A 26,720-nucleotide genomic window follows, 5' to 3' on the forward strand; every position below is an offset into this window, starting at 1 on the left:
TTCGGTAATCGGGGCATAAGACAGAGGTAAAACATGGATACATTACGCATTGGTTTGGTTTCTATTTCGGACCGCGCTTCAGGGGGCGTTTATCAGGATAAAGGGATCCCGGCGCTGGAAGAGTGGCTGGGCAGCGCTTTGGCAACGCCGTTCACCCTGGAAACCCGACTGATCCCTGACGAGCAGACGCTGATTGAGCATACGTTGTGTGAGCTGGTTGATGAAATGGGCTGCCATCTGGTGTTGACTACCGGCGGCACCGGGCCGTCCCGGCGTGACGTCACTCCCGATGCTACGCTGGCGATTGCCGATCGGGTAATGCCGGGTTTTGGCGAGCAAATGCGCCAAATCAGCCTACACTATGTGCCAACGGCAATTCTTTCACGCCAGGTTGGCGCGATCCGTAAACAGGCGTTGATCATCAATCTGCCGGGGCAACCCAAATCGATTAAAGAAACGCTGGAAGGGGTGAAGGACGCGGCAGGCAAGGTGGTAGTGCACGGTATTTTTGCCAGCGTGCCTTATTGCATCCAACTGCTCGAAGGCCCTTATGTAGAGACCCACGAGGCTGTGGTAGCAGCATTTCGTCCCAAGAATGCGCGGCGCGAGATAAATCTCTAAATTTCAGCAATCTGCGGGATAACCTTCAGCGCATCTGGTGTGAAAGTATTTTGCCGTTATAGTAAGAAACTTTTTACAGTCAGCCGTTATGCTTTCTGTGTCTTTCCTGTTTCCTCTAACGGTATCTTATGCATCACGATAATAATCGCCGGCTCAACCGGCAAGATTATAAGACTCTGACGTTGGCTGCTCTGGGCGGTGCGTTGGAGTTTTATGACTTCATCATTTTTGTTTTCTTTGCTGCGGTAATGGGCGATCTGTTCTTCCCGGCGGATATGCCAGAGTGGCTGCGCCAGGTGCAGACCTTCGGTATCTTTGCGGCGGGCTATCTGGCTCGGCCACTGGGCGGCATTATCATGGCGCACTTCGGCGATCTGGTGGGCCGTAAAAAGATGTTCAGCCTGAGCATTCTGCTGATGGCGTTACCGACGTTGGCGATGGGGATGCTGCCCACCTATGCCAATATCGGCATCGCCGCACCGTTGCTGCTGCTGTTGATGCGGGTTCTGCAAGGCGCGGCGATCGGTGGTGAAGTCCCTGGTGCCTGGGTGTTTGTGGCGGAGCATGTGCCGCGTAAACGCATTGGTTTCGCCTGTGGCACGCTCACTGCTGGCCTGACGGCCGGTATCCTGCTCGGCTCGCTGGTGGCCACCATTATCAATACCACGCTCAGCCAACAGGCTATTCATGACGGAGGCTGGCGTATCCCGTTCTTCCTGGGTGGCATCTTCGGCCTGTTTGCCATGTATCTGCGCCGCTGGTTGCAGGAAACGCCAATCTTTATCGAGATGCAGACGCGCAAAGCGCTGGCAGAAGAGCTACCGCTGAAATCGGTGGTGATGAATCACCGTAAAGAGATCGCGGTCTCGATGTTGCTGACCTGGCTGTTGTCGGCAGGCATTGTGGTGGTGATCCTGATGACGCCCACCTACCTACAAAAACAGTTTGGCATAGCCCCGGCGCTGTCACTGCAGGCCAACAGCATCGCGATCATCATGCTGTTTGCTGGCTGTATCGTCTCTGGTTCTGCGGCGGACCGCTTTGGTGCCAGCAAAACCTTTATCGTCGGCAGTTTGCTGTTGGCGGGGTGCAGTTGGTTGTTCTATCAGTCGGTGGCAACACATCCGGAAATGCTGTTTGCCACCTACGCGCTGGTTGGCTTCAGCGTGGGGATCGTCGGCGCGGTGCCTTACGTGCTGGTGCGGGCTTTCCCGGCGGAAGTGCGGTTTAGCGGGATTTCGTTCTCCTACAACGTGGCATACGCGATTTTTGGTGGTTTAACCCCGGTATTTGTCACGCTGATCATGAAGTTAACCCCGTTAGCGCCCGCTTACTATATGCTGGCATTGTCGACGCTCGGCCTGCTGCTGGGGATCTACCTGCGTCGCGACCTGAACAGTGAAAAGCCGCTCTTGAGCTAAGCGATTTTAGCCCAATAAAAAACCCTGCGATTGAACACCGCAGGGTTTTTTCATATCACGTTAGTACGGATTTATGCAGTAACAGCAGCAGGTGTGGCCTGCTGAACTTTCACCGGGCCGATTGGCAGTACGGTGCGACCCAACTGTTCGTTGATCACCTCAGCCATTGCCAGATAGATCGCGCTGGCACCACAGATAATGCCTTCGTAACCGGCGAACGTCAGGATCGCGTGGTTACCGGTGATGTTGCCGACGGCCAGCAGTGCGAACAGCACGGTCAGGCTGGCAAACACGAACTGCAACCCGCGGTTGGTGCGCAGCGTGCCGAAGAACATGAACAGGGTGAAGACGCCCCACAGTGCCAGGTAGATGCCGAGGACGTTCGCGTCGGTCGGTTCTGCCAGGCCCATGCGTGGCAGCAGCAGGATGCCTACCAGGCTCAGCCAGAAGCAGCCGTAAGAGGTGAAGGCGGTCAAGCCGAAGGTGTTGCCTTTCTTGAACTCAAGAATACCGGCAAAAATCTGAGCCATGCCACCGAAGAAAATCCCCATACTGATGATGACGGAAGTCAGTGGGAAAAAGCCCGCGTTGTGCAGGTTCAGCAAGACGGTAGTCATCCCGAAGCCCATCAGACCCAGGGGGCCGGGATTTGCCAACTTGTTGGAGTGCATATGTCCTCTGCGATAACAGAATTGTAACGAAAATGGATAGGTAATTTAATAATTGGTCTGAATGGCCGAAAAACCCATAACTTCCATCAGAGCGCGCGGCATCATAATGATCCCCACGTCAGGAAACAATGATCTCGCTGCGGATAAAAACGAAATTTTTTTTGCCCAGCCCCTTGATGCTGGTGTGGATGGCCCCATCTTATTGGCAACCGCAGTTGCTGACCGCGGGTAACACTGAGATGCCGGGCAGTTGAAAAGCAAAAAAACGCCCGCATATAGTTAGCAACCTGACCGATTATGAATTTATTAGTGGAGATGTTTAGATGGGCAAAATTATTGGTATCGACCTGGGTACAACCAACTCTTGTGTAGCAATTATGGATGGTGGCAAGGCGCGCGTGCTGGAGAATGCCGAAGGCGATCGCACCACCCCTTCAATCATCGCATATACCCAGGATGGTGAAATTCTGGTTGGCCAGCCTGCTAAGCGTCAGGCTGTTACCAACCCACAAAACACCCTGTTTGCGATCAAGCGCCTGATTGGCCGTCGCTTCCAGGATGAAGAAGCACAGCGTGACAAGGCTATTATGCCTTACAGCATCGTCGCTGCCGATAACGGTGACGCCTGGCTGGAAGTGAAGGGCCAGAGAATGGCACCACCGCAGATCTCTGCGGAAGTCCTGAAGAAAATGAAGAAAACGGCGGAAGATTACCTGGGTGAACCGGTAACTGAAGCGGTTATCACCGTTCCTGCCTACTTCAACGATGCTCAGCGTCAGGCGACCAAAGATGCTGGCCGTATCGCAGGTCTGGAAGTGAAACGTATCATCAACGAACCGACTGCTGCGGCCCTGGCTTATGGCCTGGACAAAGAAGTGGGCAACCGTACCATCGCGGTTTATGACCTGGGTGGCGGTACTTTCGATATCTCAATCATTGAGATCGACGACGTTGACGGTGAAAAAACCTTCGAAGTTCTGGCAACCAACGGTGATACCCACCTGGGTGGTGAAGACTTCGACAGCCGCCTGATCAACTATCTGGTGGAAGAGTTCAAGAAAGAGCAGGGCATGGATCTGCGCAACGATCCGTTGGCGATGCAGCGTCTGAAAGAAGCCGCTGAAAAAGCCAAGATCGAGCTGTCTTCTGCTCAGCAGACCGACGTCAACCTGCCGTACATCACTGCAGATGGCAGCGGTCCAAAACACATGAACATCAAAGTGACCCGTGCAAAACTCGAGTCGCTGGTAGAAGATCTGGTTGCTCGCTCTATCGAGCCGCTGAAAGTGGCACTGAAAGACGCAGGCCTGTCGGTTTCTGACATTCAGGACGTGATCCTGGTCGGTGGCCAGACCCGTATGCCTATGGTTCAGAAGAAAGTTGCTGACTTCTTCGGTAAAGAACCACGTAAAGACGTTAACCCGGACGAAGCGGTTGCCGTTGGTGCTGCGGTTCAGGGCGGTGTGTTGGCCGGTGATGTGAAAGACGTATTGCTGCTGGACGTTACCCCACTGTCACTGGGTATCGAAACCATGGGCAGCGTAATGACGCCGCTGATCACCAAAAACACCACTATCCCGACCAAGCACAGCCAGGTGTTCTCTACTGCCGAAGACAATCAGGCAGCAGTGACCATCCATGTGCTGCAGGGTGAGCGTAAACGCGCCAATGACAACAAGTCACTGGGCCAGTTCAACCTGGACGGCATTCAGCCGGCACCACGCGGTATGGCGCAGATCGAAGTCACCTTCGATATCGACGCCGACGGTATTCTGCACGTGTCTGCGAAAGACAAGAACACCGGCCGTGAGCAGAAGATCACCATCAAGGCTTCTTCTGGTCTGAACGAAGAAGAAATCCAGAAAATGGTACGCGATGCCGAAGTGAACGCTGAAGCTGACCGTAAGTTCGAAGAACTGGTGCAAACTCGTAACCAGGCGGATCACCTGATCCACGGTACTCGTAAGCAGTTGGAAGAAGCGGGCGACAAACTGCCAGCCGAAGACAAAACCGCTATCGAGAGCGCGCTGAAAGATCTGGAAGCGGCGGTAAAAGGCGAAGATAAAGCCGAAATCGAAGCGAAAACCCAGGCTCTGGTGCAGGTTTCCGGCAAGCTGATGGAAATGGCCCAGGCTCAAGCGCAGCAGGCTCAGGGTGCTGATGCCGGTGCAGACAACGCGGCGCAGAAAGACGACGACGTGGTTGACGCCGAGTTTGAAGAAGTGAAAGACAAAAAATAATCGCCCTTAAGCGGGCACGGTGCGGCCACAGGCCGTAACCGGAAACCAGCACGGGCGTCGAGGCAACTCTACGCCCGTGCACGCATGTTAAGGGTAAGAGAAATAATGGCGAAGAGAGATTATTACGAGGTGCTCGGCGTTGCCAAGACGGCAGACGAGCGCGAAATCAAAAAGGCGTATAAGCGCCTGGCGATGAAGTATCACCCTGATCGTAATCAGGAAAAAGACGCCGAAAGCCAGTTTAAAGAGGTCAAGGAAGCCTACGAGATCCTGACCGACGATCAAAAACGTGCTGCCTACGATCAATACGGCCATGCGGCCTTTGAGCAAGGTGGTATGGGCGGTGGTGGTGGCTTTGGTGGCGGCGGTGCCGACTTCAGCGATATCTTTGGCGACGTGTTTGGCGATATCTTTGGCGGCGGACGCCGTCAACGTGCCAGCCGTGGATCCGATTTGCGTTACAACATGGATCTGACGCTCGAAGAAGCCGTGCGTGGCGTGACCAAAGAGATCCGTATTCCAACGCTGGAAGAGTGCGATGTCTGCCATGGCAACGGTGCCAAGCCGGGCAGTTCACCGGCAACCTGTCCGACCTGTCATGGTCAGGGCCAGGTGCAGATGCGCCAAGGGTTCTTCACCGTGCAGCAGGCTTGTCCGCACTGCCACGGGCGTGGTCAGATCATCAAGGATCCGTGCAACAAATGTCACGGCCACGGTCGCGTAGAGAAATCCAAAACCCTGTCGGTGAAAATCCCGGCGGGCGTAGATACTGGCGACCGCATCCGCCTGGCGGGTGAAGGTGAAGCTGGTGAACACGGTGCGCCAGCAGGGGATCTGTACGTTCAGGTTCAGGTGAGTGCTCACCCGATCTTCGAGCGTGAAGGCAATAACCTCTATTGTGAAGTGCCGATCAACTTTGCTATGGCTGCCTTGGGTGGCGAGATTGAAGTGCCAACGCTGGATGGCCGCGTCAAGCTGAAAGTCCCGGCAGAAACTCAGACCGGTAAACTGTTCCGCATGCGTGGCAAAGGGGTGAAATCGGTCCGGGGTGGCAGCCAGGGTGACCTGCTGTGCCGCGTGGTGGTAGAAACGCCGGTGAGTCTGAACGAGAAGCAGAAGCAGCTGCTCAAAGAGTTGGAAGAGAGTCTGGGTGGCCCTTCTGGGGATAAAAACAGCCCGCGTTCGAAAAGCTTCTTCGACGGCGTGAAAAAGTTTTTTGACGACCTGACTCGTTAATCAACTTTCGCTGCGCATCACTCCTCAAACCCCGGTTTAAGCAAACCGGGGTTTTTTTATCTTTGCTGTATCAATACCCTTATTAAAAGTGTGATATACAGCTCAAATAGATCGGTTTTATCGAGTTATTTTGCATTTATAAACTGATTTTTTCGAGGTGATTACTCGACTATACTCGTTTCATTGTCTGGAAACCGGGGCGCTTTGCCTCTTTATCTATGCCCTATGGATTTCGAGTTGCAGCTTGAAGCACGACGGGCATTTTGGAGCGACGTACTGTGACTACTATTATTCGTCAATTTCTGCGTCAAGAAGCCGCTGGCGGCATTATTCTTATCGCTGCTGCCGTGGTGGCTTTGATCATGGCCAATACCCCCGTACAGGGGCTGTATCAGGCCTTCCTCAATTTACCCGTGGCGGTCAGCATCGCCTCGTTGGAAATAGCCAAACCGCTGCTGCTGTGGATTAACGACGGTTTAATGGCCATCTTCTTCCTGGTGGTGGGGCTTGAAGTCAAACGTGAACTGCTGCAAGGTTCCCTGGCTGGGCGTGAGAAGGCCATCTTCCCGGCGATTGCCGCGTTAGGCGGCATGCTGGCTCCGGCGCTGATCTATCTGCTGTTCAACGGTGCCGATGAAGTGACCCGCCAGGGCTGGGCGATCCCGGCGGCAACGGATATTGCCTTTGCCTTGGGCGTGATGGCCTTGCTGGGCAACCGGGTGCCGACCAGCCTGAAGGTATTCCTGCTGGCCTTGGCGATTATCGATGACCTTGGGGTCATTATCATTATCGCGTTGTTCTATACCCATCAGGTCTCGATGGTGGCGCTGGGCGTTGCGGCTGCGGCGATCGTGGTATTGGCGCTAATGAACTGGCGGGGAGTGGGTAAGACCTCGCTGTATATGATGGTCGGATTGGTGCTGTGGGTAGCGATCCTCAAGTCAGGCGTTCACGCTACGCTGGCCGGGGTGATTGTCGGCTTTATGATCCCGCTGAATGCCAAGAGTGAGCCTTCACCTTCTGAAACCTTGGAACATGAGCTGCACCCTTGGGTCGCTTTCCTGATCCTGCCGCTGTTCGCCTTTGCCAACGCGGGGGTATCGCTGCAAGGGGTGTCCTTGAGCGGGTTGACTTCACTGCTGCCGCTGGGGATTGCTGCCGGGCTGTTTATCGGCAAGCCGTTGGGGATTTTCGTCTTCTGCTGGCTGGCGGTGAAGCTGGGGATTGCCCGTTTGCCGCAGGATATCGGCTTTAAACAAGTGTTTGCGGTGGCCGTGCTCTGTGGTATTGGTTTCACCATGTCGATTTTTATTGCCTCATTGGCCTTCGCCGATGCGGATGTGGCTCTCAGTACCTATGCCAAATTAGGCATACTATTGGGATCGACCAGCGCTGCGGTAGTGGGCTACGGCCTGCTGCGTTTGAGTTTGCCTCGCAGTCGATGACCTTTGTGTTTACCCCTAATTGTTGAAGGGCTATTACAATAGTAGCTGCAGCGTGGCTTCGTCAGCCGCGCTGCATTGGGATTAAAGATAACTTTGCGTTGTCCGAAATTAACGATAGGGAGTTTGTCGCTCATCACGGCAGACCGTTTGCCGATGAGAAACCTAAGGAGAGAACGTTTTGAGAATGTCTCATATCAACTTTAACCACCTGTATTACTTCTGGCAGGTCTGCAAGGAGGGGTCGGTCGTGGGAGCGGCAGAAGCCCTGTTCCTCACGCCGCAGACCATCACCGGCCAAATCAAGGCACTGGAAGAACGGCTCAACGGTAAGCTGTTCAAACGCCAGGGGCGCGGGCTGGTCCCCTCCGAGCTAGGCCAACTGGTGTTCCGCTATGCCGACAAGATGTTTATGCTCAGCCAGGAAATGCTGGATATCGTCAACTACCGCAAGGAGTCTAACCTGCTGTTTGACGTGGGCGTAGCGGATGCGCTATCCAAACGTCTGGTCAGCCAGGTCTTGGAAACGGCGGTGGTGGACAACGAGCAAATCCACCTGCGCTGTTTTGAATCAACCCATGAGATGCTGTTGGAGCAACTGAGCCAGCATAAGCTGGATATGATCCTGTCGGATTGCCCGGTTGACTCTAGCCAGCAGGAAGGTTTGTTTTCGCTTAAGCTGGGCGAGTGTGGCGTCAGTTTCTTCTGTCGTCAGCCGATACCCGATTTACCGTTCCCTGCCTGTCTGGAACAGCGCCGCTTGCTGATCCCGGGAAGGCGTTCGATGCTGGGGCGTAAGTTGCTCAACTGGTTCAATACGCAAGGTATCAAGGTTGAGATACTGGGGGAGTTTGACGATGCGGCCCTGATGAAGGCTTTCGGCCTGTACCACAACGCGATCTTCGTAGCGCCAACGCTGTATGCGCTGGATACCTATAGCGATGATGACGTGGTGGAGATAGGGCGTGTCGATAGCGTGCAGGAAGAGTATTACATCATTTTTGCCGAGCGAATGATCCAGCATCCGGCGGTACAGCGGGTGTGCAACAAGGATTTCTCGGCGCTGTTCGCGCTGTAGGCTTGAACGTCAGGCGTAAAAAAACCGGCCGAGGCCGGTTTTTTTAACAAGCACACAACGTAATGCTTATTGCATTGCGTTGATACGCGCCGTCAGGTTTGACTTATGACGTGCTGCTTTGTTTTTGTGGATCAGGCCTTTAGCAGCCTGGCGATCCACAAGTGGTTGCATTACGAGGAATGCTTTTTGTGCTGCGTCTTTGTCGCCAGCTGCGATAGCTGCGTCAACCTTCTTAATGAAGGTACGCACCATTGAGCGACGGCTAGCGTTATGCTTGCGACGTTTCTCAGACTGTATGGCGCGTTTCTTAGCTGATTTGATATTAGCCAAGGTCCAACTCCCAAATATATATATTGAGGACAATTCAAAGGCCGAGGAATATGCCCTTTTAGCCTTCGTTTGTCAATGGATTTGTGCAAATAAGCGCCGTTTGTACGGGCGGCACTTGCTACGTTGTGATGGCGCAGGATTTTACCAGCTTCAGCCATGGGAATACAGTGTTTCACGAGAAAAATCGCCATGTGATTTGCATCACAGTCTGCAAGCTGTTGGTCCTGGTGGGTTATCCCCCGTCTTTCAAGCGTCGGCCAGAAGCCACGCTCGCTATCAGCGCGCTAATATAGCACGCATTGGGCCAGATAAACGGTGGTTAAGGCGATTATCCTCCGGTATGGTATGACTATTACATCAAAGGAACCAATCGCGGGTTAACCTTGACCGCTGTACAAGGTATAATCCGCCGATTTCCACTGTGTTGGGCCAGCTATGCAGCTAATTCGCGGCATCCATAATATCCGGGCACGCCACCGTGGCTGTGTGCTCACCATCGGCAACTTTGACGGCGTCCATCGCGGTCACAAGGCGCTGTTGGGGCAGTTGAAGCAGGAAGGGCTACGCCTGGGGCTGCCGGTAATCGTCATGATCTTTGAGCCACAGCCGCTGGAACTGTTTGCCGCGGATAAGGCTCCGGCCCGCCTCACGCGTTTGCGTGACAAAGCCAAATACCTGGCGCAGGCCGGAGTTGATTACCTGTTGTGCGTCAAGTTTGATCCCCGCTTTGCCGCCCATACCGCTCAGGCATTCGTTGCCGAGCTGCTGGTCGAGAAGCTGGGGGTGAAATTCCTGATGGTGGGGGATGATTTCCGCTTTGGTGCTGGTCGCCAGGGGGATTTCCCGTTGCTACAGCTTGCCGGGCAAGAGTTCGGCTTTGAGGTGGTCAGCACGCCAAGCTTCCGTGAAGGCGACCTGCGCATCAGCAGCACCGCCATCCGCAATGCGCTGCGTGATGATGACTTGCCACTGGCAGAAACCCTGCTGGGGCATCCTTACAGTATTTCCGGGCGCGTAGTGCATGGCGATGAACTGGGGCGAACCATTGGTTTCCCTACCGCCAACCTGCCGCTCAAACGCCTGGTTGCCCCGGTGAAAGGGGTGTATGCCGTCGATGTTTATGGCCTGGGCCCCGAGCCTTTGCCTGGCGTGGCCAATATCGGCACCCGCCCTACGGTGGCAGGCGTACGTCAGCAGTTGGAAGTGCATCTGCTGGACGTAACCATGGATCTTTACGGGCGCCACCTGGATGTGGTGCTGCGCGCAAAATTGCGCGATGAACAGCGTTTTGCTTCGCTCGATGCGCTAAAGCAGCAAATCGCCAATGATGTGGTGACGGCCCGGACGTTCTTCGGGCTACAGACACCGGCTTAATCTACGAACCGAAACGAGATCGAGAATCTAATGAGTGACTACAAGAATACCCTGAACTTGCCGGAAACAGGGTTCCCGATGCGTGGCGATCTCGCCAAGCGTGAACCTGGCATGCTCGCACGTTGGTATGAACAGGATCTGTACGGGATCATTCGTGCCGCCAAAAAGGGCAAGAAATCCTTCATTCTGCATGACGGCCCTCCGTATGCGAATGGCAGCATTCACATTGGTCACTCGGTAAACAAGATCCTCAAAGACATTATTATCAAGTCAAAAGGGATGGCTGGCTTTGATTCGCCTTATGTTCCAGGCTGGGACTGTCACGGTCTGCCTATCGAACTGAAGGTTGAGCAACTGTATGGCAAACCGGGTGAGAAACTGACACCGGCAGAGTTCCGCCAGAAATGTCGTGAATATGCCGCCGAGCAGGTAGAAGGCCAGAAGAAAGACTTTATCCGTCTGGGGGTGCTGGGTGACTGGGATCATCCGTACCTGACCATGAATTTTAAAACCGAAGCCAACATCATCCGTGCGTTGGGCAAGATCATCAGCAATGGTCATCTGCTCAAAGGCGCCAAGCCGGTGCACTGGTGTACGGACTGTGGTTCTTCCCTGGCGGAAGCGGAAGTTGAATATTACGACAAAACCTCGCCATCCATCGACGTCGCGTTCCACGCGGTTGATGCGGCGGCCGTGGCCAGCAAATTTGGCGTAACCCGCGTTAATGGCCCAGTGTCACTGGTGATCTGGACGACCACACCGTGGACGCTGCCTGCCAACCGTGCGATCTCGCTGAATGCAGAGTTCACCTACCATCTGGTACAGGTTGAAGGCCAATGCCTGATCCTGGCAGCGGACCTGGTAGAAAGCGTGATGAAACGTGCAGGCATCAGCCATTGGGAAGTGCTGGGTAGCTGCAAGGGCAGCGACCTGGAACTGATGCGCTTCACCCACCCGTTTATGGGCTTTGACGTGCCGGCGATCCTGGGCGATCACGTTACGCTGGATGCCGGTACCGGTGCCGTACATACCGCTCCTGGCCACGGCCCGGATGACTTCGTGATCGGCCAGAAATACGGCCTGGAAGTCGCTAACCCGGTTGGCCCGAACGGCTGCTACCTGACCGGCACCTATCCAACGCTGGACGGCAAGTTCGTGTTCAAGGCCAACGATCTGATCGTTGAGTTGCTGCGTGAAAAGGGCGCTCTGCTGCACGTGGAAAAACTGCAACACAGCTACCCGTGCTGCTGGCGCCACAAAACGCCGATCATCTTCCGCGCCACGCCGCAATGGTTTATCAGCATGGATCAAAAGGGTCTGCGCAAGCAGTCGCTGGAAGAGATCAAAGGCGTGCAATGGATCCCGGATTGGGGCCAGGCGCGTATCGAAACCATGGTCGCAAACCGTCCAGACTGGTGTATCTCACGTCAGCGTACCTGGGGCGTTCCAATGTCCCTGTTCGTGCACAAAGACACCGAGCAGCTTCACCCACGCAGCGTAGAGCTGATGGAAGAAGTGGCCAAGCGTGTTGAGCAAGACGGGATCCAGGCCTGGTGGGATCTGGACGCTGCCGATATCCTCGGTGCCGAAGCGGCCGATTATGTGAAAGTGCCAGATACCCTGGACGTCTGGTTCGACTCAGGTTCAACCCATTCTTCCGTGGTTGACGTGCGTCCAGAATTCAACGGCCACTCTGCCGACATGTATCTGGAAGGTTCCGACCAACATCGTGGCTGGTTCATGTCATCGCTGATGATTTCGACCGCCATGAAGGGCAAAGCGCCTTACAAAGAAGTGCTGACCCACGGCTTTACCGTCGATGGTCAGGGCCGCAAAATGTCCAAATCAATCGGCAACACCGTCAGCCCGCAGGACGTGATGAACAAGCTGGGTGGCGATATTCTGCGTCTGTGGGTCGCCTCTACCGATTACACCGGCGAGATTGCGGTTTCCGACGAAATCCTCAAGCGTGCTGCCGATTCTTATCGCCGCATCCGTAATACCGCGCGTTTCCTGCTGGCCAACCTGAACGGGTTTGATCCAAGCACTGACTGCGTGGCACCGGAAGAGATGGTGGTACTGGATCGCTGGGCCGTAGGCCGTGCAATGGCCGCGCAGCAGGATATCGAGCAGGCCTATGCCAACTACGATTTCCACGAAGTGGTGCAGCGCCTGATGCAGTTCTGCTCGGTAGAAATGGGGTCCTTCTATCTGGACATCATTAAAGACCGTCAGTACACCGCGAAAAGCGACAGCGTTGCCCGCCGCAGCTGCCAGACCGCTTTGTTCCACATTGCGGAAGCGCTGGTACGTTGGATGGCGCCGATCATGTCGTTTACCGCCGATGAAATCTGGGCCTTCCTGCCGGGTGAGCGCACGCAGTACGTGTTTACCGAAGAGTGGTACGACGGTCTGTTCGGGTTGGCAGCAGGCGAAGGCATGAACGATGCGTTCTGGGCCGATCTGCTGAAAGTGCGTGGTGAAGTGAACAAGGTGCTGGAACAGGCACGTGCTGACAAGCACATTGGCGGTTCGTTGGAGGCGGCGGTTACGCTGTACGCCGATAGCGATCTGGCAGCACGTCTGAACAGCCTGCAGGACGAACTGCGCTTTGTGTTGCTGACTTCATCGGCCAGCGTAGCACCGTTTGCAGATGCTCCTGCCGATGCGCAGCAGAGCGAACTGTTGAAAGGGCTGAAAATTGCATTCAGCAAAGCGGATGGTGAGAAGTGCCCGCGCTGCTGGCATTATACCACCGATGTCGGCCAGGTGGCGGAGCATGCAGAACTCTGTGGCCGCTGTGTGACCAACGTAGCCGGTGACGGCGAAAAACGTAACTTTGCCTGAGATCAAGCGCCTGATGAGTAGACCGATAAGTTCGACCGGCTTGCGCTGGCTATGGCTGGTAGTGGTGGTGCTGGCGCTGGATTTTTTCAGCAAACAGTGGATCCTGAGTAACTTCGTGCTGGGCCAGACCCAGCCGTTGTTCCCGTCAATCAACCTGTACTACGCCCGTAACTACGGTGCGGCGTTCAGTTTCCTGGCGGATCACGGTGGCTGGCAGCGCTGGTTCTTTGCCGGTATTGCGGTCGCCATCGTGGTGGTGCTGCTGGTGATGATGTATCGCAGCAGTGCCCAGCAGAAGCTGAACAATATCGCCTATGCCTTTATTATCGGCGGTGCGCTCGGCAACCTGTTTGATCGTCTGTGGCATGGCTTTGTGGTCGATTTCATCGACTTTTATATCGGCAACTGGCATTACCCGACCTTCAATCTGGCGGACAGCTTTATCTGCGTCGGTGCCGCCATGATCGTGCTGGAAGGGTTCTTGCCGGCGAAGAAAAGCGTCAACAGCGAAGGTAAGTGATATGACGGCTCAGGTTAACGGCAACAGCGCAGTGCTGGTGCATTTCACGCTGAAACTGGCAGATGGAACGACCGCGGAATCAACCCAGGGTAACGGCAAACCCGCGCTGTTCCGCCTGGGCGATGGCAGCCTGTCTGCTCCGCTGGAACAGCAACTGATCGGCCTGCGGGCAGGGGACAAATGTGCGTTTACCCTGCAACCGGAAGCCGCGTTCGGTGCGGAGAACCCGGATCTGATCCAGTTCTTCTCACGCCGCGATTTTAACGAAACCGGCGTGCCAGATGTTGGCACCATCATGCTGTTTACCGCCATCGACGGCAGTGAAATGCCTGGTGTGGTGCGTGAAGTGGCGGAAGATTCGATCACCGTTGATTTCAACCATCCGTTGGCGGGGCATCCGGTGACCTTCGATATCGAAGTGCTGGAGATTGACCCGCAGCAGGAGGAAGCGCATGCAAATATTGCTGGCTAACCCGCGTGGCTTCTGCGCCGGGGTCGATCGTGCGATCAGCATCGTAGAACGTGCGCTGGAGATTTATGGTGCGCCGATTTACGTACGTCACGAAGTGGTGCATAACCGCTATGTGGTCGAAAGCCTGCGCGAGCGCGGGGCGGTATTTATCGAAGAGATCGCGGAAGTGCCGGACGGCTCAATCCTGATCTTCTCTGCCCACGGCGTGTCGCAGGCTGTTCGGGCCGAAGCTAAGGCCCGCGATCTGACCATGCTGTTTGATGCCACCTGCCCATTGGTGACCAAGGTGCATATGGAAGTGGCTCGGGCCAGCCGTAAGGGCACCGAAGCGATCCTGATTGGCCATGCCGGGCATCCGGAAGTGGAAGGCACCATGGGCCAGTACAGTAACCCTGAGGGGGGCATGTACCTGGTTGAGTCGCCGGAAGATGTCTGGCAATTGCAGGTGAAGAACGAGCATAACCTGTGCTTTATGACCCAGACCACTTTATCGGTGGATGATACTTCCGACGTTATTGATGCGTTGCGTAAGCGCTTCCCGGATATTATCGGGCCGCGCAAGGACGATATCTGCTATGCCACCACCAACCGTCAGGAAGCGGTGCGCAGCTTGGCAGGTGATGCCGACCTGGTGCTGGTGGTGGGGTCGAAGAACTCGTCCAACTCCAACCGCCTGGCGGAACTTGCCCAGCGTGTGGGTAAACCGGCCTATCTGATCGATTCGGCGGCGGACATTCAGGAATCCTGGTTGAAAGACGCCAGCAACATTGGCGTCACCGCCGGAGCCTCTGCGCCGGACGTGCTGGTTCAGGACGTCATCAGCCGCTTGAAAGCATTGGGCGGCAAAGACGTGCAGGAGCTCAGCGGCCGTGAAGAGAATATCGTGTTTGAAGTGCCGAAAGAACTGCGCATGGATATCAAGCAGATCGACTGATCGTTGCCAATATCATTAAGTAACGGGAAGCCTTGGCTTCCCGTTTTGCGTTTTAACTCGCTGTAATTAATCGTGTAACAGGTGGGAGCCATACAGAACGCCGACACGCCGTAAACCCGTCTCTGGGGGCTAGAATCGCGCATCCATGCGCTAAACGGTCGGCTAACCTGTATGTCTCCCACCTGCCTTAGGCTTTATGTGTTGCAGTATTAAGCTCGTCCTTTAGCGAGCAGAATGAGCAAAAATCGACTTTATCGCCATTCATCGTAATGCATAAATAGTGCATGATTATGTAGCACCAGACGGTTGACGCTAATCGGGTAATTGTTAATCAATTGACAGCGTTACTGATAACATACCGGGCATATCATAATTTTCTAATCCGTAAGCAAATCCTCTGGTAGTGATAGGGTAGGGAAGTTACCCTGAACCCATAGCCGAGGAGTGGCTTTTGACCATAAAAGAGAGCGAAGTATGACTGATTCACAAATCCGCATCGCGATTGCGGGTTCCGGTGGCCGCATGGGGCGCCAATTGATCCAGGCCGTGCAGCAGGCACAGGGCGTGGTATTGGGGGCGGCACTGGAGCGCCCGGGTTCTAGCCTGGTTGGCACAGATGCCGGTGAGCTGGCTGGCGTTGGTGCATTGGGTGTCACCGTCAGCGATAACCTGGAAAAGGTTGTCAACGATTTCGATATCCTGATCGACTTCACCCGCCCGGAAGGCACCCTGGCCCATCTGGCGTTTTGCGTGGCCCACGGCAAAGCCATGGTGATCGGCACCACCGGTTTTGATGATGCAGGTAAAGCGGCGATCCAGGCCGCGGCACAGCAGATTGGCATCGTGTTTGCCGCCAACTTTAGCGTGGGCGTCAACGTGGTGCTCAAGCTGCTGGAAAAAGCGGCCAAGGTAATGGGCGATTATACCGATATCGAAATTGTGGAAGCTCACCACCGCCACAAGGTCGATGCCCCTTCAGGAACGGCGTTAGCTATGGGCGAGGCGATTGCCGGTGCCTTGGGACGCGATCTGAAAGAGTGCGCGGTTTATGAACGCGTGGGCTATACCGGTGAGCGCGATCCAAAGAGCATCGGCTTTGCCACCATTCGTGCCGGGGATATTGTGGGTGAACATACCGCCATGTTTGCCGATATTGGCGAGCGGGTAGAAATCACCCATAAAGCCTCAAGCCGGATGACGTTTGCCAATGGCGCGGTGCGTGCTGCGTCATGGATATCAAACCAGCATAATGGGCTGTTTGATATGCGTGATGTGCTCGGTTTAGACCAGTTATAATTTTAATGAACACCATCGTGATGTGGTTGTGTTGATCATAATGATATGATAATCGGACAATAATTTTATTGTCCTTTTTTTTAACATTGAAAATGATGGTTACGATCATTTTTAATGATGTAGCTATTTTTTTTATATGTTATCTAGTCTTATTCCTGTTTTTTCTGTCATCTTTATTGCTCCCCACGCAGATTTAAGCTGTTTTAAGCCATTTTTTCTGTCACTGTGTCTCGCAACCGTTTACCCGGTCAAGTTTGCTGGTGTTTTTGTGCCTGTGACACCCTTTAAACCCTGAAGGCTGCAAAAATAATGAAAAAAATGGCGCTTTATCTAGACAAGCGGGGCGCTCATCATTAAAATGCGCCCAATTTGCCAAAAATTGGCCTTGAGGGCGGTTTTTGCATTGATTTAGGGCGTGAAATCTGAATTAATATGCAAATATTGTGATTGATTATTCCTCGGAGGGTGTTTTGATTAAGTCAGCGCTATTGGTTCTGGAAGACGGAACCCAATTCCACGGTCGGGCCATCGGGGCAGAAGGTACGGCAGTGGGGGAAGTGGTCTTCAATACCTCGATGACCGGTTATCAAGAAATCCTCACTGATCCTTCCTACTCCCGCCAGATCGTTACTCTTACTTATCCTCATATCGGCAATGTCGGCACCAATGATTCCGACGCAGAATCCTCCGCTGTTCATGCTCAAGGCCTTGTCATCCGCGACCTGCCCCTGATTGCCAGCAACTACCGCAACGAAATGGGCCTGGCCGATTACCTCAAGCGTCACAATATTGTGGCGATTGCCGATATCGATACCCGCAAGTTGACTCGTCTGCTGCGTGAGAAAGGCGCACAGAACGGCTGCATCATCGCGGGCGACCTCACCGATGCCGATCTGGCGCTGCAAAAAGCCAAGGCTTTCCCTGGCCTGAAAGGCATGGACCTGGCAAAAGAGGTCACCACCAAAGAAGCTTACGCCTGGCAACAGGGGAGCTGGACGCTGGAAGGCGATTTGCCGGAGGCTAAACCTGCGGGCGAACTGCCTTACCATGTAGTGGCCTACGATTACGGCGCCAAGCGTAATATCCTGCGTATGCTGGTGGATCGCGGCTGCCGCCTCACTGTGGTGCCAGCGCAAACCCCTGCGGAAGACGTACTGAAAATGAATCCGGACGGCATCTTTCTGTCCAACGGCCCTGGTGACCCGGAGCCTTGCGATTACGCCATCACCGCCATCAAACGTTTCCTGGAAACCGATATCCCGGTATTTGGTATCTGCCTGGGCCACCAACTGTTGGCGCTGGCCAGCGGTGCCAAAACCATGAAGATGAAGCTTGGCCACCACGGCGGTAACCACCCGGTGAAGGATCTGGATAACAATACCGTGATGATCACCGCGCAGAACCACGGCTTTGCCGTCGATGAAAATAATCTGCCGAACACATTGCGGGTCACGCATAAATCCCTATTCGACCACACGGTGCAGGGCATCCATCGTACCGATAAAGCCGCGTTCAGCTTCCAGGGCCACCCAGAAGCCAGCCCAGGCCCGCACGATGCCGCGCCGCTGTTCGATCACTTTATCGAACTGATTGAGACTTACCGTACCAACGCCAAATAATCAGGAGCCAGAAAAGCCATGCCAAAACGTACAGATATAAAAAGCATCCTGATCCTCGGCGCTGGCCCGATCGTTATCGGCCAGGCGTGTGAATTTGACTACTCTGGTGCCCAGGCGTGTAAGGCGCTGCGTGAAGAAGGTTATCGCGTCGTACTGGTCAACTCGAACCCGGCCACCATCATGACCGACCCGGAAATGGCCGATGCCACCTACATCGAGCCGATCCACTGGGAAGTGGTGCGTAAAATCATCGAGAAAGAGCGCCCGGATGCGGTGCTGCCAACCATGGGTGGGCAAACCGCGCTGAACTGTGCGTTGGAGTTGGAACGTCAGGGTGTACTGGCCGAGTTTGGCGTCACCATGATTGGTGCTACCGCCGATGCCATCGATAAAGCCGAAGACCGCCGCCGTTTCGATATCGCCATGAAGAAAATTGGCCTGGACACGGCGCGCTCCGGCATCGCCCATAATATGGAAGAAGCGTTGGCGGTGGCCGCCGACGTGGGCTTCCCATGCATTATCCGCCCGTCATTCACCATGGGCGGCACCGGTGGCGGCATCGCCTATAACCGCGAAGAGTTCGAAGAAATCTGCGAACGTGGTCTGGATCTGTCCCCGACCAAAGAGCTGCTGATTGACGAATCGCTGATCGGCTGGAAAGAGTACGAGATGGAGGTGGTGCGCGATAAGAATGACAACTGCATCATCGTCTGCTCGATCGAAAACATCGATGCGATGGGTATCCATACCGGTGACTCCATCACGGTGGCTCCAGCGCAAACGCTGACCGACAAAGAATACCAAATCATGCGTAACGCCTCGATGGCGGTGCTGCGTGAGATCGGGGTGGAAACCGGCGGCTCCAACGTGCAGTTCTCGGTGAACCCGAAAACCGGCCGCCTGATCGTGATTGAAATGAACCCACGCGTATCCCGTTCATCGGCGCTGGCCTCGAAAGCGACCGGCTTCCCGATTGCCAAGATCGCCGCCAAGCTGGCGGTGGGTTACACCCTTGATGAGCTGATGAACGACATCACCGGTGGCCGTACGCCAGCCTCCTTTGAGCCTTCCATCGACTACGTCGTCACCAAAATCCCACGCTTCAACTTTGAGAAGTTTGCCGGTGCCAACGATCGCCTGACCACCCAGATGAAGTCGGTCGGCGAAGTGATGGCGATTGGCCGCACTCAGCAAGAGTCATTGCAGAAAGCGCTGCGCGGCCTGGAAGTGGGCGCGACCGGGTTCGATCCGAAAGTGAGCCTGGACGATCCGGAAGCCTTGACCAAGATCCGCCGTGAGCTCAAGGATGCGGGTTCCGATCGTATCTGGTACATTGCCGATGCTTTCCGTGCCGGTCTGTCCGTTGATGGTGTGTTCAACCTGACCAACATCGACCGCTGGTTCCTGGTGCAGATTGAAGAGCTGGTGCGTCTGGAAGAGCAGGTTGCCGAAGCGGGTATCAACGGTCTGAACGCTGATTTCCTGCGCACGCTCAAGCGTAAAGGCTTTGCCGATGCGCGCCTGGCCAAGCTGGCTGGCGTGGCTGAAAGCGAAATCCGCAAGCTGCGCCACAGCTTCAACATGCACCCGGTTTACAAGCGTGTGGACACCTGTGCGGCCGAGTTTGCAACCGACACCGCCTACATGTATTCCACCTATGAAGACGAGTGTGAATCCAACCCGACCAACGATCGTCCGAAAATCATGATCCTGGGCGGTGGCCCGAACCGTATCGGCCAGGGCATCGAGTTCGACTATTGCTGCGTACACGCCTCGCTGGCGCTGCGCGAAGACGGCTACGAGACCATCATGGTCAACTGTAACCCGGAAACCGTCTCTACCGACTACGACACCTCGGATCGCTTGTACTTCGAACCAGTGACGCTGGAAGACGTGCTGGAAATCGTCCGTATCGAGAAGCCAAAAGGCGTGATCGTGCAGTATGGCGGGCAAACCCCGTTGAAACTGGCGCGTGAGTTGGAAGCGGCAGGCGTGCCGATTATTGGCACCAGCCCTGATGCGATTGACCGTGCCGAAGACCGTGAACGCTTCCAGCAGGCGGTTAACCGCTTGGGCCTGAAGCAGCCAGCCAACGCCACTGTGGCAACCATCGAGCAGGCGGTTGAGAAAGCGGCCGGCATCGGTTATCCGCTGGTGGTGCGCCCATCCTACGTACTGGGTGGCCGTGCGATGGAGATCGTTTACGACGACATCGACCTGCGTCGTTACTTCCAGAACGCGGTCAGCGTATCCAACGACGCGCCAGTGCTGCTGGACCGCTTCCTGGACGATGCGGTAGAAGTGGATGTGGATGCTATCTGTGACGGCGAGCGCGTGCTGATTGGTGGCATCATGGAGCATATCGAACAGGCTGGCGTCCACTCCGGCGACTCCGCTTGTTCACTGCCAGCCTACACTCTGAGCAAAGAGATCCAGGACGTGATGCGCCAGCAGGTAGAAAAACTGGCGTTTGAGTTGCAGGTTCGTGGTCTGATGAACGTGCAGTTTGCGGTGAAGAACAACGAAGTCTACCTGATCGAAGTGAACCCACGTGCCGCACGTACCGTGCCGTTCGTTTCCAAGGCTACCGGCGTAGCGTTGGCAAAAGTGGCGGCGCGCGTGATGGCCGGTAAATCACTGGCCGAACAGGGCGTGACTGAAGAGGTCATCCCGCCGTACTACTCGGTCAAGGAAGTGGTGCTGCCGTTCAACAAGTTCCCAGGCGTTGACCCGATCCTCGGGCCAGAAATGCGCTCGACCGGTGAAGTGATGGGCGTTGGCCGTACCTTCGCCGAAGCCTTCTCCAAGGCGATGTTGGGCAGTAACTCCGGCATGAAGAAAGGCCGTGCGCTGCTGTCAGTTCGCAGTGGGGACAAGGCTCGCGTGGTGGATTTGGCTGCCAGCCTGCTCAAGCAGGGCTTTGAACTGGATGCTACCCACGGCACCGCAGTGGTGCTGGGCGAAGCGGGGATTAACCCACGCCTGGTCAACAAGGTGCATGAAGGGCGTCCGCACATTCAGGACCGCATCAAGAACGGCGAATACACCTACATCGTGAATACCACGGCGGGGCGTCAGGCGATTGAAGACTCCAAGCTGATCCGCCGCAGTGCGCTGCAGTATAAAGTGCACTACGACACCACGATGAACGGCGGCTTTGCTACCTCGATGGCGATGAAGGCCGATCCAACCGAGCAGGTCACGTCGGTACAGGAACTGCACGCACGTATCACCAAGTAAGTTAATAACTTGGCTACCACTGAGGCGCTGCTTTTGCAGCGCCTTTTTTATTGCCGCAGCAACCCAAAGGTGGTGGTTTACGGCTTGTGCTGATTTTGTGGGCGTACGTCATATTTTTGTGATGAGAAATTTGATATCTCATTATCTTTATCTATTTTTAATGATGATTACTGTTATTTTCTGTTGTAAAACGGGCCTGTTCAATAAGGTGTCATCATGCTAAACAAACACGAGAATATCCTGCAGATCACCCATCTTAGCCAGGAGGGGATTGCTCAACTGGCTCCTTCATTCAACACGCTTCCCCACACCCAGCATGCGGATGGCAAGTACCGCCTGCGGCGTTATTCCGTCATGCGTTTTCAGGATGGAAAAGTGGTAGAGACGGGCAAACATGAGTTTGTACAATCTGAGGATATCAACCATTTTCAGGGCAATATTGTCCGCCAGTTCGAACCGCTCCTGGCCACGACCTGGCAAAATGAGGGCATGCGCGAAATGTGTGGGCTCTTTGTTGACAGCAATGATCTACCGAACAACCAGGAAATCGAGATCCACCAAATCCGCATTACCACCACCTATGATGAAACTCAGGTGGCACCAGAAGGCATCCATCGTGATGGTTTTGATCATATCGCGATAGTCGGTATCGACAGGCATAACATTGTCGGGGGGGATATCCTGCTCTATAACAGCAATCGCGAAGAGCCATTTTTCCGTAAGGTGTTGGAAAATGGCGAAGTTGCGATGATTGCTGATAGTAAGCTGTGGCATAACGCCTGCCCAATCCGTGCCGTCGTGACCGATAAAGAAGGGCATATGGATGTTTTTGTTCTGACAGCGAGGGTGGCATGAAATTTACGCCTGAACAAAGCCGGACGCAATTCAGCGCTCTGGGTCAGCTGTATCAAGGAAAAAGCGTGGTGTTCTTTGATGGTCCCGGTGGCTCACAGGTCCCGCGCACAGTGTTAGACAAGATGGTCGATTATTTGGGCCACCATAATGCCAACCTGGGGGGACATTATTTTTCCAGCAAAGCCACTGAGCGAGTGATGTTACAAGCCAGAGAGTCCGTGCGGGCGTTCTTGAATGCCAACTCGGCCGACAACATTGTCTTTGGCGCCAACATGACCTCACTGACTTTTCAGCTGAGCCGCGCTATCAGCCGGGATTGGCAAGCCGGGGATGAGGTGATCGTCACCGCTCTGGATCACTATGCGAACGTTTCGAGCTGGCAACAGGCCGCTGCCGATAAACAGGTCGTTGTCCATCAGGTTCCTGTTAATACGCAGGATTGTACGTTAGACGTCGATAAACTTTGTGCGCTCATGAACGCCAAAACCCGGTTGGTGGCAGTCACCTATGCGTCAAATACCACAGGCTCGATCGTGGATATAAAGCGTATCGTCGAGGCGGCACACCAGGTTGGCGCTTTGGTATATGTAGATGCAGTGCACTATGCCCCGCACCGCCTTATTGATGTTCAGGCGTTGGGTTGCGACATACTCCTGTGTTCCGCGTATAAATTTTTTGGCCCACACGTCGGGATTGCCTATCTGGCTACGCCGTGGTTGCAAACGTTACGTCCTTACAAGGTCGAGCCGGCCACCGATCTTGGCCCTGGGCGTTTCGAGACGGGAACTCAGAGTTTTGAAGGGCTCGCGGGGGTGACTGCTGCGATCGAATACCTGGCTCAGTGGGGAGAACCGGGTGCGCCATTGCGGCAGCGCTTGCAAGACAGCTTTAGCCAACTCAGCCAACATGAAGAAGCGCTTAGCACTTATTTCCTGGATAAGCTACGGCAAGTCAGGGGGGCGCGTTTGTACGGTATCGATCGGCCTGATGCCAACTGCCGAACCCCGACTTTCGCCGTGACGTTTGAACACGGGCTGCCTGAATCGGTTGCCAGAGCGCTGGGAGAGCACAATATTTGTGTCGGCAACGGGCATTTTTATGCGCTGGGGCTAATCCGCCAACTGGGTCTGGAGCAACGTGGCGGTGTCGTGCGGATCGGATTGATGCATTACAACACTCGCCAGGAAATTGACCGTTTGTTTGAGATTATCAACACGTTAAATCAATAATTACCGTAAGCCAGTGATGCCATATTGCCCCCGTATCCTGATGGTTAGAGGATGGGGGCATTGGGGCAGCAAGTTTTTATGCCAGTAATGGCGGCACGGTGACTGGTATATACTCGTTGTATGAAACGCAACAACGAGAAGCGCATGATCCTGATTATTTACGCTCATCCCTATCCCCGGCATTCTCATGCCAATCAACGGTTACTACAGGCGGTAAAAGACATTCCCGGTGTGGAGGTTCGCACGCTGTACGAACTGTATCCAGATTTTAATATCGATATCAACGCCGAGCAGCGGGCGCTGGAACGGGCCGATATGGTGGTTTTACAGCATCCGATGCAGTGGTACAGCTTGCCGCCATTGTTGAAACTGTGGATCGACAAAGTGCTGGAGCATGGCTGGGCCTATGGCCACGAGGGCAACGCCCTGGTGGGGAAAGACTGCCTGTGGGCTGTCACCAGCGGCGGAGATGAGCAGCATTTCGCTTTGGGCGATTACCCCAACTTTGCCGCTCTGGGTCAGCCACTACAGGCCACGGCGATTTACTGCGGTATGAAGTGGCAACCGTATTTTGCCGTGCACAACACCTTTACCTGTAACGAACCGGCTTTGATCGCCGCAGGGGAAGCCTATCGTCAGCGGCTGGTGCAGTATCTGATGGAACACAGCGAGCCAGCAGCAGAGCAGGAGTCAGTGAATGGATAATCACTCGATGATGATTGAAGGGCTGATCTATCTGGGATCGGCCGGGTTGTTGGTGCCGATTGCCGTACGCCTGGGGTTGGGATCGGTACTCGGCTACCTGATTGCGGGCTGTGTCATTGGCCCCTGGGGGCTGAAACTGGTTTCCGATCCGGAGTCGATACTGACCTTTGCCGAAATTGGCGTAGTGCTGATGCTGTTTATCATCGGGCTTGAGTTGGATCCTCGGCGGCTGTGGACGTTGCGGGCAGCGGTATTTGGTGGTGGGAGCATCCAAATGGTGGGATGCGGCCTGGTGTTGAGCGCCTTCTGCTATTTCCTCGGGTTGAATTGGCAGGTCGCCTTGCTGATTGGCTTGACGTTAGCACTCTCCTCAACGGCGATAGCCATGCAGGCGATGAGTGAGCGTAACCTGACGCCTTCGCCGATTGGCCGCAGCTCGTTTGCGGTGCTGTTGTTCCAGGATATTGCCGCTATTCCCCTGGTGGCGATGATCCCACTGTTGGCCAGCAGCGGAGCGGCTACCACGCTGGGTGCTTTTGTGTTTTCTGCCGCCAAGGTGGTGGGGGCGCTGGCGGTCGTGGTGCTGCTGGGGCGTTATGTTACCCGGCCTTTGCTGCACTTTGTGGCGCGTTCCGGCATGCGTGAAGTCTTCAGCGCCGTGGCGCTGTTCCTGGTGTTTGGTTTTGGCATTCTGCTGGAGATGGCTGGGCTATCGATGGCGATGGGGGCCTTCCTGGCTGGCGTGTTGCTGGCCAGTTCCGAATATCGCCATGCGCTGGAAAGCGATATTCAGCCATTTAAAGGCCTGCTGCTTGGGTTGTTCTTTATCGGCGTGGGGATGTCGATCGACTTTGGCACGCTGTTCCATCACCCGTTGCTGATTGCCTCGCTGTTGCTGGGTTTCATGCTGCTGAAGGCGGTGCTACTGTGGCTGGTTGCGCCAATGCTAGGGGTCCCCAAGCGCCAGCGCGGGCTGTTCGCCATTTTGCTGGGGCAGGGCAGTGAGTTTGCCTTTGTGATCTTCGCTGCGGCGCAGATGGCCGGTGTGTTGCCGCTCGAATGGGCTAAATCGCTGACGTTGGCCGTTGCACTTTCGATGGCTGCCACGCCATTGCTGCTGGTGGTTGCCGCTCGCCTGGCCAAGAATGCCCCGCAGGACGAACGCCCGGCAGATGTGATCGACGAAGAGAATGCCAGCGTGATCATCGCCGGTTTTGGCCGTTTTGGCCAGATCGCTGGCCGTATGCTGCTGGCCAACGGCGTGCATACCGTGGTGCTGGATCACGATCCGGACCATATCGAAACGCTGCGCAAATTTGGCACCAAGGTGTTCTATGGTGATGCGACGCGGGCCGATCTGTTGGAAGCGGCAGGAGCGGAACATGCCAAAATCCTGATTAACGCCATCGACGACGTGGAGGCGAACCTGCAACTGACGGCACTGGTCAAACGCCATTTCCCGCACCTGAAAGTGGTGGCGCGTGCCCGCGATGTGGACCACTGGTATCAACTGCGGCAGTTGGGAGTGGAAAAACCTGCGCGGGAAACCTTTGAAAGTTCGTTACTGATCGGCAGAGAAACTCTCGAACTGCTGGGGTTGGACGCCTACGAAGCCCGTGAAAAGGCGGATACCTTCCGGCGTTATAACCTGAAGATGCTGGAGGATACGCTGGAGAACTACGAAGATACCGAGTTCCGTGTCGCCAGCTTGCAACGGGCTAAAGAAATGCTGTCGTCGGCCATCGAGCAAGATCAGATGCGCCTATCTCACGTGCAACAAAACGGCTGGCGCGGCAGTATTGATGGCAAAGCGCCTGAGGAAGAGGTAGTGGAAGCGAAAGGGTAATTGGCTGGCGAGGGGGTGCCCCTCGCCGGTTTCTCAGCTCAGCGCGACCTTGATGCCCAAGGCGATTAACATCCCACCCAGCAGCTTATCGACCACCTTCTGGGTTTTCTCCAGCCCACGGCGCACCGGCCCACTTTGGATTAAAAACACCAGCACCGGCCACCAAACGGCGGAAAGACCGAAAATAATCCCGGCATACCACAGTTTTTCACCCAGGCCGGAGTTGATTTGCAATACCTGGGTAAACACCGCGAGGAAGAACAGCGTGGCTTTCGGGTTGAGCAGATTACACAGATAACCTTGTACAAAGGCGCTTTTCAGGCTGACCTGCTGTTGAGGCAGGCTGCTGACGTTCATCTTGCTGCCACCGCGTGACAACAAGGCTTGAATACCGACCCAAATCAGGTACACCGCACCGGCGTATTTCAGCACGTTGAACAACCACGGCGTGGTGGTGATCACTACCGCCAGGCCCGCGACACAGTAAGACATATGAGTTGCCACGCCGCAGATCACGCCGAACGCGGTCATCATTGCTGCCAGGCGCGGATAGCGCGCCGCGTTTTTAATCACCAGAAAAAAGTCTGGCCCGGGGGAAAGCATGCCGAGCGTGGCAATACCGGCGACAAACAATGAGGTTTCAAGCATGAGCGAGTCTCTGAAAAAGGCCTAATTCTGCTGATAATAACGCCACTCCTCCTGACGTGCATCAACCTATTGCACTAATCTCTGGTTATATGATGG

Annotated in this window: 21 protein-coding genes; 18 read left to right on the forward strand and 3 right to left on the reverse strand. The window is 55.0% G+C overall.

Features of this window, described 5'->3' with window-relative positions:
• Positions 1-33 precede the first annotated feature (33 nt).
• On the forward strand, positions 34-621 hold the full coding sequence (gene mog, locus N6G83_RS39900) for a molybdopterin adenylyltransferase (protein ID WP_074028460.1): 588 nt from the start codon (positions 34-36) through the stop codon (positions 619-621).
• A 128-nt stretch (positions 622-749) separates the two neighbouring features.
• Positions 750-2,042, forward strand: a complete 1,293-nt coding sequence (locus N6G83_RS39905) for an MFS transporter (protein ID WP_029710774.1) — start codon at positions 750-752, stop codon at positions 2,040-2,042.
• Positions 2,043-2,113: 71 nt separating this feature from the next.
• Here N6G83_RS39905 and satP read toward each other — a convergent pair whose 3' ends face one another.
• Positions 2,114-2,713 (reverse strand): acetate uptake transporter, encoded by a 600-nt coding sequence (gene satP / locus N6G83_RS39910; protein ID WP_024527215.1) that lies wholly within the window; start codon positions 2,711-2,713, stop codon positions 2,114-2,116.
• A 323-nt stretch (positions 2,714-3,036) separates the two neighbouring features.
• Between satP and dnaK the strand changes: the two genes are divergently transcribed.
• The 4 genes from dnaK (at position 3,037) to nhaR (ending at position 8,709) form a co-directional block, all read left to right on the forward strand.
• Entirely contained in the window at positions 3,037-4,953 is a 1,917-nt protein-coding gene (gene dnaK, locus N6G83_RS39915) for a molecular chaperone DnaK (protein WP_024527214.1), read from the forward strand.
• 105 nt (positions 4,954-5,058) lie between these two features.
• Positions 5,059-6,189 carry a molecular chaperone DnaJ gene (gene dnaJ / locus N6G83_RS39920; protein WP_024527213.1) on the forward strand — a complete coding sequence of 377 codons (1,131 nt, stop codon included), beginning with the start codon at positions 5,059-5,061 and terminating at the stop codon, positions 6,187-6,189.
• Between the two features lie 278 nt (positions 6,190-6,467).
• The gene (gene nhaA / locus N6G83_RS39925) at positions 6,468-7,634 is read left to right on the forward strand and encodes a Na+/H+ antiporter NhaA (RefSeq protein ID WP_024527212.1); all 1,167 of its coding nucleotides are present in this window, start codon (positions 6,468-6,470) and stop codon (positions 7,632-7,634) included.
• Positions 7,635-7,812: 178 nt separating this feature from the next.
• A complete protein-coding gene (nhaR, locus tag N6G83_RS39930) occupies positions 7,813-8,709 on the forward strand; it encodes a transcriptional activator NhaR (protein WP_024527211.1) in 897 nt (298 codons plus the stop codon).
• Between the two features lie 66 nt (positions 8,710-8,775).
• On the opposite strand, the gene rpsT is transcribed toward nhaR, so the two are convergent.
• Positions 8,776-9,039: a 30S ribosomal protein S20 gene (rpsT, locus tag N6G83_RS39935; RefSeq protein WP_024527210.1), complete on the reverse strand. Its 264-nt coding sequence runs from the start codon at positions 9,037-9,039 to the stop codon at positions 8,776-8,778.
• Positions 9,040-9,474: 435 nt separating this feature from the next.
• Here rpsT and ribF point away from each other — a divergent pair, with 435 nt between their 5' ends.
• From ribF to kefC, 12 genes are all read left to right on the forward strand, one after another.
• On the forward strand, positions 9,475-10,413 hold the full coding sequence (ribF, locus tag N6G83_RS39940; protein ID WP_211136157.1) for a bifunctional riboflavin kinase/FAD synthetase: 939 nt from the start codon (positions 9,475-9,477) through the stop codon (positions 10,411-10,413).
• A gap of 30 nt (positions 10,414-10,443) precedes the next feature.
• Positions 10,444-13,260 (forward strand): isoleucine--tRNA ligase, encoded by a 2,817-nt coding sequence (ileS, locus tag N6G83_RS39945; protein ID WP_211136156.1) that lies wholly within the window; start codon positions 10,444-10,446, stop codon positions 13,258-13,260.
• Positions 13,261-13,273: 13 nt separating this feature from the next.
• Entirely contained in the window at positions 13,274-13,780 is a 507-nt protein-coding gene (gene lspA / locus N6G83_RS39950; RefSeq protein ID WP_024527207.1) for a signal peptidase II, read from the forward strand.
• Between the two features lies 1 nt (position 13,781).
• Positions 13,782-14,252 (forward strand): FKBP-type peptidyl-prolyl cis-trans isomerase, encoded by a 471-nt coding sequence (gene fkpB, locus N6G83_RS39955; RefSeq protein ID WP_024483572.1) that lies wholly within the window; start codon positions 13,782-13,784, stop codon positions 14,250-14,252.
• Entirely contained in the window at positions 14,233-15,186 is a 954-nt protein-coding gene (gene ispH / locus N6G83_RS39960) for a 4-hydroxy-3-methylbut-2-enyl diphosphate reductase (RefSeq protein WP_199061222.1), read from the forward strand. Before fkpB ends, ispH begins: the two co-directional genes overlap by 20 nt.
• A 474-nt stretch (positions 15,187-15,660) precedes the next feature.
• Positions 15,661-16,482, forward strand: coding sequence for a 4-hydroxy-tetrahydrodipicolinate reductase (gene dapB, locus N6G83_RS39965; RefSeq protein ID WP_098928836.1), 822 nt, complete (start codon positions 15,661-15,663; stop codon positions 16,480-16,482).
• 470 nt (positions 16,483-16,952) lie between these two features.
• Positions 16,953-18,101, forward strand: a complete 1,149-nt coding sequence (gene carA / locus N6G83_RS39970) for a glutamine-hydrolyzing carbamoyl-phosphate synthase small subunit (protein WP_029710773.1) — start codon at positions 16,953-16,955, stop codon at positions 18,099-18,101.
• A gap of 18 nt (positions 18,102-18,119) precedes the next feature.
• The gene (gene carB / locus N6G83_RS39975) at positions 18,120-21,341 is read left to right on the forward strand and encodes a carbamoyl-phosphate synthase large subunit (RefSeq protein WP_024527203.1); all 3,222 of its coding nucleotides are present in this window, start codon (positions 18,120-18,122) and stop codon (positions 21,339-21,341) included.
• Positions 21,342-21,557: 216 nt separating this feature from the next.
• Positions 21,558-22,196, forward strand: a complete 639-nt coding sequence (locus N6G83_RS39980; RefSeq protein WP_211136155.1) for a 2OG-Fe dioxygenase family protein — start codon at positions 21,558-21,560, stop codon at positions 22,194-22,196.
• On the forward strand, positions 22,193-23,425 hold the full coding sequence (locus tag N6G83_RS39985; protein WP_211136154.1) for a cysteine desulfurase-like protein: 1,233 nt from the start codon (positions 22,193-22,195) through the stop codon (positions 23,423-23,425). The genes N6G83_RS39980 and N6G83_RS39985 overlap by 4 nt, the downstream gene beginning before the upstream one ends.
• Before the next feature lie 144 nt (positions 23,426-23,569).
• Positions 23,570-24,130 carry a glutathione-regulated potassium-efflux system oxidoreductase KefF gene (gene kefF, locus N6G83_RS39990; RefSeq protein WP_024527200.1) on the forward strand — a complete coding sequence of 187 codons (561 nt, stop codon included), beginning with the start codon at positions 23,570-23,572 and terminating at the stop codon, positions 24,128-24,130.
• A complete protein-coding gene (kefC, locus tag N6G83_RS39995; protein ID WP_024527199.1) occupies positions 24,123-25,976 on the forward strand; it encodes a glutathione-regulated potassium-efflux system protein KefC in 1,854 nt (617 codons plus the stop codon). The genes kefF and kefC overlap by 8 nt, the downstream gene beginning before the upstream one ends.
• Positions 25,977-26,009: 33 nt before the next feature.
• On the opposite strand, the gene N6G83_RS40000 is transcribed toward kefC, so the two are convergent.
• The gene (locus tag N6G83_RS40000; RefSeq protein ID WP_021179269.1) at positions 26,010-26,624 is read right to left on the reverse strand and encodes a LysE family translocator; all 615 of its coding nucleotides are present in this window, start codon (positions 26,622-26,624) and stop codon (positions 26,010-26,012) included.
• Positions 26,625-26,720 lie beyond the last annotated feature (96 nt).

The organism is Serratia sp. PL7 (genome assembly GCF_945957435.1).

Bases quoted from the DNA above. Each gene is read 5' to 3' on its own strand.
- mog (WP_074028460.1), top strand. From the start codon at position 34: ATGGATACATTACGCATTGGTTTGGTTTCTATTTCGGACCGCGCTTCA.
- N6G83_RS39905 (WP_029710774.1), top strand. From the start codon at position 750: ATGCATCACGATAATAATCGCCGGCTCAACCGGCAAGATTATAAGACT.
- satP (WP_024527215.1), bottom strand. From the start codon at position 2,713: ATGCACTCCAACAAGTTGGCAAATCCCGGCCCCCTGGGTCTGATGGGC.
- dnaK (WP_024527214.1), top strand. From the start codon at position 3,037: ATGGGCAAAATTATTGGTATCGACCTGGGTACAACCAACTCTTGTGTA.
- dnaJ (WP_024527213.1), top strand. From the start codon at position 5,059: ATGGCGAAGAGAGATTATTACGAGGTGCTCGGCGTTGCCAAGACGGCA.
- ribF (WP_211136157.1), top strand. From the start codon at position 9,475: ATGCAGCTAATTCGCGGCATCCATAATATCCGGGCACGCCACCGTGGC.
- ileS (WP_211136156.1), top strand. From the start codon at position 10,444: ATGAGTGACTACAAGAATACCCTGAACTTGCCGGAAACAGGGTTCCCG.
- lspA (WP_024527207.1), top strand. From the start codon at position 13,274: ATGAGTAGACCGATAAGTTCGACCGGCTTGCGCTGGCTATGGCTGGTA.
- fkpB (WP_024483572.1), top strand. From the start codon at position 13,782: ATGACGGCTCAGGTTAACGGCAACAGCGCAGTGCTGGTGCATTTCACG.
- ispH (WP_199061222.1), top strand. From the start codon at position 14,233: ATGCAAATATTGCTGGCTAACCCGCGTGGCTTCTGCGCCGGGGTCGAT.
- dapB (WP_098928836.1), top strand. From the start codon at position 15,661: ATGACTGATTCACAAATCCGCATCGCGATTGCGGGTTCCGGTGGCCGC.
- carB (WP_024527203.1), top strand. From the start codon at position 18,120: ATGCCAAAACGTACAGATATAAAAAGCATCCTGATCCTCGGCGCTGGC.
- N6G83_RS39980 (WP_211136155.1), top strand. From the start codon at position 21,558: ATGCTAAACAAACACGAGAATATCCTGCAGATCACCCATCTTAGCCAG.
- N6G83_RS39985 (WP_211136154.1), top strand. From the start codon at position 22,193: ATGAAATTTACGCCTGAACAAAGCCGGACGCAATTCAGCGCTCTGGGT.
- kefF (WP_024527200.1), top strand. From the start codon at position 23,570: ATGATCCTGATTATTTACGCTCATCCCTATCCCCGGCATTCTCATGCC.
- kefC (WP_024527199.1), top strand. From the start codon at position 24,123: ATGGATAATCACTCGATGATGATTGAAGGGCTGATCTATCTGGGATCG.
- N6G83_RS40000 (WP_021179269.1), bottom strand. From the start codon at position 26,624: ATGCTTGAAACCTCATTGTTTGTCGCCGGTATTGCCACGCTCGGCATG.